Annotated in this window: 7 protein-coding genes and 1 pseudogene; 7 read left to right on the plus strand and 1 reads right to left on the minus strand. The window is 57.4% G+C overall.

Translation table 11 applies throughout. The features are described 5' to 3' along the window. The 6 genes from HMPREF7545_RS06165 to HMPREF7545_RS06190 all read left to right on the plus strand — a co-directional run. Positions 1-3,748 (plus strand): TonB-dependent receptor domain-containing protein (locus tag HMPREF7545_RS06165; protein WP_006694838.1); only part of this gene is annotated, 3,748 nt, incomplete at its 5' end. Positions 3,749-4,059: 311 nt separating this feature from the next. After that, positions 4,060-4,992 carry an NAD(P)/FAD-dependent oxidoreductase gene (locus HMPREF7545_RS06170; protein ID WP_006694839.1) on the plus strand — a complete coding sequence of 311 codons (933 nt, stop codon included), beginning with the start codon at positions 4,060-4,062 and terminating at the stop codon, positions 4,990-4,992. A gap of 22 nt (positions 4,993-5,014) precedes the next feature. Continuing rightward, positions 5,015-5,245 (plus strand): glutaredoxin family protein, encoded by a 231-nt coding sequence (locus HMPREF7545_RS06175; RefSeq protein WP_006694840.1) that lies wholly within the window; start codon positions 5,015-5,017, stop codon positions 5,243-5,245. A 12-nt stretch (positions 5,246-5,257) separates the two neighbouring features. After that, positions 5,258-5,494: a glutaredoxin family protein gene (locus HMPREF7545_RS06180; RefSeq protein ID WP_006694841.1), complete on the plus strand. Its 237-nt coding sequence runs from the start codon at positions 5,258-5,260 to the stop codon at positions 5,492-5,494. 139 nt (positions 5,495-5,633) lie between these two features. After that, positions 5,634-7,025, plus strand: a complete 1,392-nt coding sequence (locus HMPREF7545_RS06185; protein WP_006694842.1) for a GntP family permease — start codon at positions 5,634-5,636, stop codon at positions 7,023-7,025. Between the two features lie 223 nt (positions 7,026-7,248). Beyond that, positions 7,249-7,818: a lipid-binding SYLF domain-containing protein gene (locus HMPREF7545_RS06190; protein ID WP_006695926.1), complete on the plus strand. Its 570-nt coding sequence runs from the start codon at positions 7,249-7,251 to the stop codon at positions 7,816-7,818. A gap of 54 nt (positions 7,819-7,872) precedes the next feature. Here HMPREF7545_RS06190 and HMPREF7545_RS06195 read toward each other — a convergent pair whose 3' ends face one another. Next, positions 7,873-9,132 carry a diaminopimelate decarboxylase family protein gene (locus HMPREF7545_RS06195; RefSeq protein WP_006694844.1) on the minus strand — a complete coding sequence of 420 codons (1,260 nt, stop codon included), beginning with the start codon at positions 9,130-9,132 and terminating at the stop codon, positions 7,873-7,875. 314 nt (positions 9,133-9,446) lie between these two features. Here HMPREF7545_RS06195 and HMPREF7545_RS10395 point away from each other — a divergent pair. Beyond that, positions 9,447-9,574: pseudogene (locus HMPREF7545_RS10395) on the plus strand (ABC transporter substrate-binding protein); the annotation flags it as partial.

Raw genomic sequence — 9,574 nt, forward strand, 5'->3', positions numbered from 1 at the left:
GAACATGCTGAACTATATTGACAATGTCGATCATGCACAGACAAACATCGATGCGACATTCAATACCCAGCTGAATGACAAGCACCTCCTCACCTACAACATCGGGTATGCCCGTGAGCATGGTTCGGGCAGCCGCCTCAAGAGCGCCCCGAAGACCTATCTGCGCAAGATTGACCCGTGGGACTACGACAAGAGCCTGCTCGTCGTACAGCGCGACGCCAAGGATTACGGGCTGAAAAAGGGCGATGTCGCCTCGTTCATCCACGCACATAAGCTGATCCCGGACGCAGAGCGCGGGCTGCGCTGGGATGTGGACAACGAACTCTACGGCTATAACAGCAGCGATCCCAATTCCTACCGTCCGGAGTTTACCTATGAGGACTATCTGAAGTATTCCGAGAACGGAAGCAAGAACTTCTACGCAACGCTGGATGCGGTTGATGCCGACGGTGCGCGCGCACGATACAATGCATTCAACGCAAAGGTCGGCGCCGAAAACTCAGACCACCTGGTCGGGTGGAACCGCGATTTCGACGGGCTGTCCTACTACAGCGATCCCAACAAGATCATGAACTACACGCTGAACGGCAAACTCTTCCAGGAGATTCAGAAGTCCCTGAAGAATCAAGTCATTGTCGGTGAGGCGACAATCAACAAGTATCATTTCGTGATCGGCGATACGTGGATGATGGACAATGATACGATTTTCTCCCCCATCCTGCGTCTCGACCACAGCAGCCTCTTCGGCACACATGTGACGGCAAATCTCGGCCTCACGCGCAACATCATCAAGGGCAATCCCCATCTGCGCTTCAAGACGAACCTCGGCACGAGCTATGCAGAGCCGGGCATGGGCGAACTCTACTACAACTGGGAAATGTACGGCGGCAGCCCCGTCGATCAGGACCGTGCGCGTCTCGGCTGGTACTGGACGGGCAACCCGAACCTGAAGCCCGAGCAGTCCCTCAACTTCGACATCGGCATCGAGGGCGAGACGAAGAGGACCACCATGCGGATGAACCTCTTCCGCAACACGATCCGCAACTACATGACGACCTACTACACGGGCTACAACATCGACTTCCATCCGAATCTCAAAACGGCAGAGAAGCTCGGCTACCCGCCCGATATGCTCTACAGCTTTAAGAACATCGGCAAAGCACAGATCACGGGACTGGAGCTGGAGGTAAAGCAGAAGTTCGACAAGCATTGGTCGGGCAAGTTCGGCTATACCTATCTCCATGCCGTCAACAAGAGCGATCCGAATATGCCCCGCCAGCTGCTCGACAAGCCGAAGCACAAGCTGGACATCGGCCTCGACTACGAGAACGTGGCAAGCGGCTTCCGTGCATCCCTCTGGGGCGACTACTACATCCACATGCTCGACAGCAACTCTGTCACAGGCAATGCGAACTACATGACAATGGACAGCGACCTGTCGGGCGGCTATATCTTCGCCAATCAGTACGCCAGGCCGGGCGCGCAGCGCTATCAGACGAAGACCTTCGGCATCTGGAACCTCATGCTGCAGCAAAAGTTCGGTGAGGATGCGATGGCGTACTTCGGCATTGACAACATCTTCAACCACCGCGACGATGACCGTGCATCGCAGGCACGCGTCTACCGCCTCGGCGTCAACTTCAAGTTCGGTCCGGACAGCAGCACACGGCCGAAACCGCCCCTCACCGAGGAGGAGAAGGCTGCACGCGCTGCGCAAAACGCGGCGGCAGAGAAAGATTTCTTCGCACAGACCAACAACGTATTTGCCAAGGGCTCGCCGGACGAGATCTTCGCCCGCCCGTTCAACACGCAGAAACTGAAGGGCGTCGACCTCATCGGCGACTATCAGTTCGAATGGGATTCACACGGCGGTTCCAATCGCCCGCCCATCAAGATGACGGAGGACTCCTCCGTCGGGTCGGCAGAGAAGAACATGCTCGACCGCAAGGAGCACGGCTTTGCGCAGCGTCTGCGCTTCGGCTTTGATGCGCGCGTCCGCGACAACCTGAACATTGCGGCCCTCGCCGAGGCATCCGGGAAGAGCGGTGTCGATACACGGACCGACATCCCGCAGTCCAAGGCGCTCAATCATCTGCGCCTCAGCAACTTTGACATCACCTACCACAACAAGAACGTGGACATCTCCCTGGGCCGTCTGCAGGAGCGCATGGGCGTCACGGGGTACTGGTTCGGAAAGACATACGACGGAATCCGTGCCGCATGGACGAACGCGCACACGCAGATCCGGCTGGGATACGGCACATTCAAGCAGAGCACGGGCATCACGGACTCCGCATACACCCATGCAACGCGTCAGGTCTTCTACCGCCCGCCGACCATTGCCGAGTTCATCGGACTGAACCGCTCGCTCTTCGGAAGCACGTTTGATACCCCCGCCCCTGTCGCCGACGCAAACGAAAACATGAACTTCTACCAGCAGCTGACGGCGGCAAAGGAACGCGGCGCGAGCGTCGAGGAACAAATGGCCATCATCAAGAGGATGTATGACATCGCGACTGCCGCATACGGCAACAACCTCCTGCGAAAGAACGACCAGGACGATGCCGAACGCATGCAAATGAATGCGCCGGGCGCGGTCACCTATCAGTACCGCGATGCGAGCAATACGCTCCAAACAGGAACCATCGGCTCCTTCGATACACTCATTTGGGGGTCCGACCATCCGGAAGACAAAGAAAACTTCTACATGACGATGGCGGACTATCCGGGAGTCCTCGAAGGCAACGGCTCCGCGGGACTCCAGGCATGGTGGGCAGCGAACAAGGCGAAAGTCATGACGATGTACGAAAACATCGCAAAGTCGAAGGCCGGTGCCGGCGCTACAAACATCACGCTCACCACGTCCGAATCCGACGTCTACAACGCGCTGTTCCATGACAACTTCATCAGCGAAACGACAGACGACGCACTCCCGGGAACATACTACTATCCGAAGTCCATCACCTCGTATTTCAATGCGCTCGGGAAACGCCTGTACTGGACGGAGTATGCAAGCCTCCTGCCGCGCGATGCTCTTGGAAAATACACCGGTGCCCCCATCCGTGTGGAGGGAACCGTCCTGGAGAGCGACCGCATTCCGCCGATCGAGAAGGCCTTCTTCCTTCAGGCAAAACATGCCGTCATGCCGAACCTCGGTGTCTCACTGTGGTATCTCGGTTCGGCAGGAAACGCCGCGTATCGTGCGGCACACGCAAACGGCAGGACCAACGATGTATACGACTACTCGCATCTCGCCAGCGTCATCGGCATCGGCGCAAAGTGGAAAATGGGGCCAAACGTCGCGGTGTCGTTCGACTATGGGCAGAACCGCACGCCGTTTGCGCGCCATATGAACGGACACACGCTCTACGACCATGTGTCCGGAACAGACCGGTTTGATCTCAAGGGGCATGCAATGGGCGGCACACCGCATTTCTGGACCCTGCGCTTTGACATCGGCAGGAGCGATATCGCAGTCAAGGGCAGCTGGAACGTCTTTGCCGACTACAAACATTTTGAGCACGGCTCGTTCTTCGGCGGCAACGGCACGGGCTATCTGCCCGACCGCTACCTCGACGGCATCCGCAGCTTCAGTGTCGGCGCAGGATATGTGCCGGTCGAGAACCTCCTCGTCGAGATGTTCTATACATTCGACGCGAAGGGCATCGGTACGCGCGACACCATATACGGCAGCGAGAAGTTCTCCCTCGGAAATTATGCGGGCGTGCGCCTCACTTATAGTTTCTGACAAAATTTTTTCAAAAAAACCTATTGATTTTCGTTCTCATGTGTGTTATATTGATTAAGGCTTTCGTTCGAGATGCCGCAAGGCGTTTCGAAAGCTCTCCTAAAATATAATACACAGCAAAGATAGTCCACAGTGGAGTGTGGGCTATTTTTGTGTTCTTTTTTTGTTCATAATTTCTCTCCATAAATATAAAAAATCACTTGACATCTGTGTTATAATAAATCAAAAGGTCAAAACAGCGGTAAACACTTCAAACATGTCTATATTTTCGCCGGTTTCTGCGGGAACGGGCAGTCAAAGGAGTTGATTTTATGGCAAAGGAACACATCCAAAAGGATATTATTATCATTGGCGCCGGCATGGCGGGGCTGACCGCAGCCCTCTATGCGGGACGCATGAACCTCCGCACGCTCGTCCTCGAGAACTCGCTTGTCGGCGGACAGATTGCAACAGCGGCGGACATCGAGAACTATCCGGGCTTTGAGCGTGTGAGCGGAATGGAGCTGATCGGCACCCTCGAGAAGCAGGCAACCAATTTCGGTGCGGAAATCGACGAGTTCGACCGCATTGAGCGCGTCGATCTCAAAAGCACGCCGAAAATCGTGGAAACGGAGACATACATCTACGAGACGCCCGTGATCATCATCGCCTCCGGCATGAACCGCCGCAAACTCCCGCTCCCGCAGGAGCCGCATTACTTTAACCGCGGCGTGCACTACTGCGAGCTCTGCGACGGCCACACGTACCAGGATAAGGTAATCTCCGTCATGGGCGGCGGTAACGCGGCGGTCGATGCGGCGAACTTCCTCACGAAATACGCCTCGCATCTCTACCTCATCCACCGCTCGCAGCTGCGCGCAGACAAGTCTTCGCAGGATGCGCTCTATGCCAATCCGAAGGTGACGGTGATGCTCGAGACGGAGATTGAGCATCTGAACGGCGAGGACCGCCTCACGTCCGTCGATCTCCTGCACAAGGATACGGGAAAACGGGAGACGCTGCCCGTGGACAGCATCTTCGTCAACATCGGCGTGCTGCCGAATACGGATCTCTTCGTTGGACAGATTGCGCTGACGGAGGCGGGCTACATCGCGGCGGATGAGAACTGCCGCACGGAGATCCCGGGCGTCTTTGTCGCGGGCGACATCCGCGTCAAGGAGATCCATCAGCTCACGACCGCGGCCGCGGACGGTACGACCGCCGCACTCCATGCGGAGAAGTATCTGGCATCTTTAAAAAAATAACAATACAGAGGAGGATATTCCCATGATTCAGGTTTTTTCATTCGACGCCTGCCCCTGGTGCACAAAGGCAAAGAAGTATCTCGACAAGAAGGGGGTTGCCTACACAGTGCGCGACATTGAGAAGGAGCCCGCCGCCTACGAAGATCTTGTGAAGCTCACGGGCGAGAGTGCGTGCCCCGTCATCCTCGGGGACAGCGGCGAATATGTCCGCGGCTTCGACCAGCCCGCAATCGATAAGCTCATCGGCGCATAAGGGGGCGATCCTATGGTAAAGGTCTACTCCATCACGGTCTGCCCGTGGTGCGTCAAGGTGAAGAAGTATCTGAAGTACCGCGGCATTCCCTACGAAGAATACAACATCGAGAAGGACGAAGCGGCACGCGAGGAGTGCCGCCGCCTCTCGGGCGATACGATCGTCCCCGTGACGACGGCCGACGGCAAGGACTTCGCCGTCAGCTACGACCGCGAGAAGCTGGATAAAATCCTCGGGATTACGGCGTAATTTCATCCGAAACGGGCACAGCATGCTGTGCCCGTTTTTCATATTTCCGCTTGCCAAACGTTTTGAATAGTACTAAAATAATATTGTAAAGCGTTTCGTTCTGAGGGGCGTATCCGCCCTTACGCAAGGAGGTATTGACATGACCGGATTACCGCTCATCATCGCCTTTGTGGCGGCGATCGTCATCATGATCATCATGATCTCAAAGCTGCGCATTCATCCATTCATCTCCATCATGCTCGTCTCGCTCGGGCTAGGGCTCATCGCGGGGATTCCGCTCGTCGACCATAAGCTCGAGGGCGGTGCGGTGCAGCACGGTCTCGCGACCGTCATCGGGCAGGGCTTCTCTGGAACGTTTACCAGCATCGGCATCGTCATCATCCTCGGCGCGATGATCGGCACTGTGCTCGAAAAGACGGGCGGCGCGCTGAAACTCGCGGACATGATGATCCGCCTCGTGGGCAAGGACAACCCCGTCCTCGCCGTACAGCTCATGGGCTGGGTCGTCTCGATCCCTGTGTTCTGTGACTCCGGCTTCGTCATCCTCGATCCGATCCGCAAGGCGCTTGTGCGCCGCACGGCCGCATCCGCCGTCGCGATGACGTTCGCCCTCAGCTCCGGCCTCTTCATCTCGCACGTCTTTATCCCCCCGACGCCGGGACCGATCGCAGCGGCGAGCACGCTCGGCATCGGCGACTATCTGCTGCAGGTGATCGGTCTGGGCATGCTCTGCTCGATTTTTCCGCTGATTGCCGGCTATTTCTACGCGCGCTGGATCGGCGCGCGGATACGATCCAAAGATGAGGTCAACCCGGAGGAGGTTGCAAAGGTCTACAACGACCTCATCGCCTCCTACGGAAAGCTTCCCTCAGCGTTCAGCACACTCGCTCCGATCATCGTTCCGATCCTCCTGATGGCGCTGTCCTCCATCGCCGCGATGGCCGGCATGACCGGCTCCGGCGCAGAGGTCATACGCTTCCTCGGCACGCCGATCATCGCACTCGCGGTCGGCATGGCGTTCGCTACGCAGCAGCTCTTCTCCGTAAACCGCTCCGAAGAGTTCTATGCCGTCTGCAACAACAGTCTGATGACGGTCGGCCCCATCCTCTTCATCACGGCGGCGGGCGGTGTGCTCGGCAAAGTGATCGCAAGCTCGGATATGGTCAGCTATATCGCGCATCATGCCGATATTTTCTCGACTATGGGCATCTTCTTCCCGTTCCTGCTCGCAGCGGTCCTAAAGACGGCACAGGGTTCCTCGACCGTCGCCCTCATCACAACGGCGGGCATCGTTGCGCCGATCCTCCCCGTCCTCGGATACAATACGCCGATCGAGATCACGCTCGTCTGCATGGCGATCGGTGCGGGCGCAATGACCGTCTCGCATGCAAACGACTCGTATTTCTGGGTGGTCTCGGAGTTCAGCGGGCTGACGCCGGATCAGGGCTACCGCGTACAGACGATGGGCACGCTTGTTCTCGGCATCGCCGCGATCATCGAGATCGCGCTGCTGAGCCTCGTGCTGCACTGATCTCGCTGCAAAAGCAAAAGGAGCATTGCGCGCTGCAGTGCTCCTTTGTTTATGCGGGCTCTCCGCTGGCTTTGTGCGTTTCTCTAATGTTCTCCCCATCGTATCCAATATATCTTTTCTTGTCACATACTGCAAAACGCCTTAAAATAAAAGAGGAATGTTGGAAAACAATCACACGGCCTGCTTTTGCAGTGCTATTCCCACGAGGAATAAGGAGGTACCGATGAAATTCCCCGCACGGCTTATGGCCCTCACACTCACCCTGCTCCTCGCGCTCTCGGTCACGGCGTTTGCCAAAAGCGCCGACCAGCAGCGCGCAGAGATCCAGGAGCTCCAGACAAAGGCGCTGGAGAACCTCTACGATCTCACGCCGAATGCACACGAAGTACTCGACAACTGTTACGGCTACGCGACGATCAGCGCCACAGGATCACAGTTTGGTCTGCTCGGCGGCGCGCACGGCCGCGGTCTCGCGGTGAACAAGATGACCGGCGCGCGCGTCTATATGAAGATGGAGGCCTACCAGCTCGGCATCGGGCTCGGCGTGAAGGAGTACGATCTCATTTTCGTCTTCGGCTCGCAGCACGCATGGGAGTCCTTTATCTCCGGCAAGTTCAAGGTCGGCGGCTCGGCCGAGGCCTCCGCGACGGACGGCTACTCCGGCGGCGCGATCGAGGGCGCGGACATCGTCGCCAAAGATACCTGGGTCTATCAGGTCACGACGAAGGGACTTGCGGTCGGCGCAGCGATCAAGGGCCTCAGCATCTATCCGAACCGAAGGCTCAATTCGTAGTCCTTTTACAGAAAATGGGCGCATTGCACCGGATGCAATGCGCCCATTTATTTTTTATGAAAGCAGCCCGCCCTCATAGCGCAGCGTGGCGAAGTAATCATCTAGGGTCTGCGCGCGGCGGATGAGCTCGATCGTGCCGTCAGTGCGGAGGAGAAGCTCGGCGCACCAGAGCTTGCCGTTGTAGTTGAACCCCATTGCGCTGCCGTGTGCGCCGGTATCGTGGATGACGACGATGTCGCCGATGTCGATCTTCGGCAGGGCACGGTCAATGGCAAATTTGTCATTGTTCTCGCAGAGCGATCCCGTAACGTCATAGATATGATCGGCAGGCGCATTCTCTTTGCCGAGCACCGTGATGTGGTGGTACGCGCCGTAGAGCGCGGGACGCATGAGGTTCGCCATGCAGGAGTCAAGGCCGATGTACTTCTTATACGTGTCTTTTTCATGAAGAACGGTCGAGACGAGCCAGCCTGCATCGCCGGTTATGGCGCGCCCGCTCTCGGTCCGGATCGCGGTGCTGCCGAGTCCTGCAGGCCGCATGATGTCGTTGTAGAGCCGTTCGATGCCCGCGCCGACGGCAGCGTAATCGATCGGGTTCTCCTCGGGTCGGTACGGTATGCCGAAGCCGCCGCCGAGATTGACGAACTCGACGCAAATTCCAAGGTTTTTTTTCAGCTCCGCTGCGAGTTCGAACATGATGCGCGCGGTGAGGAGGAACGCCTCCGTGCGCAGCTCGGATGAGATAACCATCGTGTGCAGGCCGAAGCGTTTGACGCCCATCTCCTGCGCGCGCCGATATCCCTCGAACATCTGGGGGCGTGTGAGGCCGTACTTCGCCTCGACGGGCTTTCCGATGATATCGTTGCCCTCGATAAGATCGCCGGGATTGTAGCGGAACGAGAGCACCTCCGGCAGGCCCGCATGCTCTGCCATGTAATCGAGATGGCTGAGGTCGTCGAGGTTGATGACGGCGCCGAGGGCGATTGCCTTTTGAAACTCCTCCCAGGGTGTATCGTTCGAGGTGAGCATGATCTCCTCGCCCTTGACGCCTGCCGCTGCAGAGATGAGGAGCTCTGCGATGCTGCTGCAGTCCGTGCCCGCGCCTTCCTCATGCAGGATCTGCACGATGCGCGGATTCGGCAGCGCCTTAACCGCGAAATGCTCGCGGAACCCCGGCGCCCAAGAGAAGGCCTCCCGCAGGCGGCGGAAGTTCGCGCGGATCTTCGCCTCGTCGTAGATGTGAAACGGGGTCGGCCAGCGCTTTATCAGCTCCAGGGTCTGCTCCTTGCCGAGCGGAAATTTTTTTTCGTTCATATGGTCCTCCCTCAAAGCCCTCCAATAAGTTGTCCCATTATAACAACGGAAAAACATCTCTGTCAATCAGGGGGTGCGTGTGATTGGATGACGCTGCCTGCTCGTGCGGCATGCCCCGGTATTTCTTTCGTTCAGGCAAAGCGCGTCTAAGAAGTCCGCCGGTATTCGAGGCATACAGGCACGCGATCGGCTGTGCCGCAAGGTGTTCGTGGGGGACACGTAAGTTTCGAATTGTATACCTTGACGAAAGCCGTTCTCTCCCCTATAATGGATGCTGTCTTTTTTATATGATCATGAGAACTGGGGGTATATTTATGATATTCGGAGGAAAAGCACTGCGTCTCGCCGCCGCACTGGTCGGCACGGCGCTCCTCGGCTCCGCGCTCGCGGGCTGCGGCGGCAACGAGGCCAAGTCGGATGAGATTCGCATCGGTGCGAATTT

The organism is Centipeda noxia ATCC 43541, assembly GCF_000160555.1.
GTDB classification, from domain to species: Bacteria; Bacillota; Negativicutes; order Selenomonadales; family Selenomonadaceae; genus Centipeda; species Centipeda noxia.